Origin of the sequence: Beijerinckia sp. L45, from assembly GCF_009765775.1 — a bacterium.
In the GTDB taxonomy this organism is placed as follows: Bacteria; Pseudomonadota; Alphaproteobacteria; order Rhizobiales; family Beijerinckiaceae; genus RH-AL1.
Window position 1 is genome coordinate 2,188 of the sequence record NZ_LMUU01000237.1, and the last position, 846, is coordinate 3,033.

Consider the following 846-nt stretch of genomic DNA (forward strand, 5'->3'; position numbering starts at 1 on the left):
CGGCTGGTAGCCCACGATGACGAAGGCGTCGGACTGCACGCACTTCGTCTTCAGCCAGGTCTTCACCCGCCCGGAGCGATACGGCACGTCGAGACGCTTCGACACGATGCCCTCGAGCTCGTGCTCGCAGGCGACACGAAATAAATCGGCGCCGGCGCCGGTGAATTCCTCGCTCATGAGTATGGTGCCAGATTTCTTCAGGAGCGGAGCGAGCAGGGCGCGGCGCTCCTCGAGCGGCTTCGTCCGCAGGTCCTCGCCGTCGAGGAAGAGGAGATCGAAAGCGTACATCACGGCCGCCTCGGCACCGTGCTTCGTCAACGCGGCCTGCAGCTCCGCGAAGTTGGAGCGCCCCTCCTCATCCAGGACGACGGCCTCACCATCGATTACGGCGGAGCGCGCCTTAAGGCCGGGCAAAGCGGCGGCGATCGCCGGGAAGCGAGCGGTCCAGTCGTGGCCGTTGCGGGTGCATATCATGGCCTTGCCGGCGGAAAGGTAGGCGGAGATGCGGTAGCCGTCCCACTTGATCTCGTGCACCCACTGCGCGCCGATCGGCGGCTTGTCGACGAGCGTCGGTAGCGAGGGCTTGATCCACTTCGGCAGCGGCTGGTCGAACAAGCCGGTCTGGCGCGGGTCGCTCGGCTTAGCGACGACGGCACGGCCGACAACACGGTCTTCGACGACTGCGTCGTTTTTCTTCTGTTGTGGTGGCTTGCGTGGCAGCTTCGGCATGGGCCGAAGCTGCCGCATGGTTGTTAAGGCGGCGTTCTAGCCTCTGCGGCTGGGTTTCATTATAGAGGCGGCAGCCAAGCGGTCATTCGCGTGCAACGCTTGGTCAGAGCCGTCGAC

General features: G+C 64.9%; 1 protein-coding gene. It reads right to left on the reverse strand.

The window, feature by feature from the left end; translation table 11 throughout:
- A partial coding sequence (locus GSQ79_RS24515) for an RNA ligase family protein (RefSeq protein WP_158811382.1) occupies positions 1 to 729 on the reverse strand: 729 nt, incomplete at its 3' end.
- Between the last annotated feature and the right edge of the window lie 117 nt (positions 730 to 846).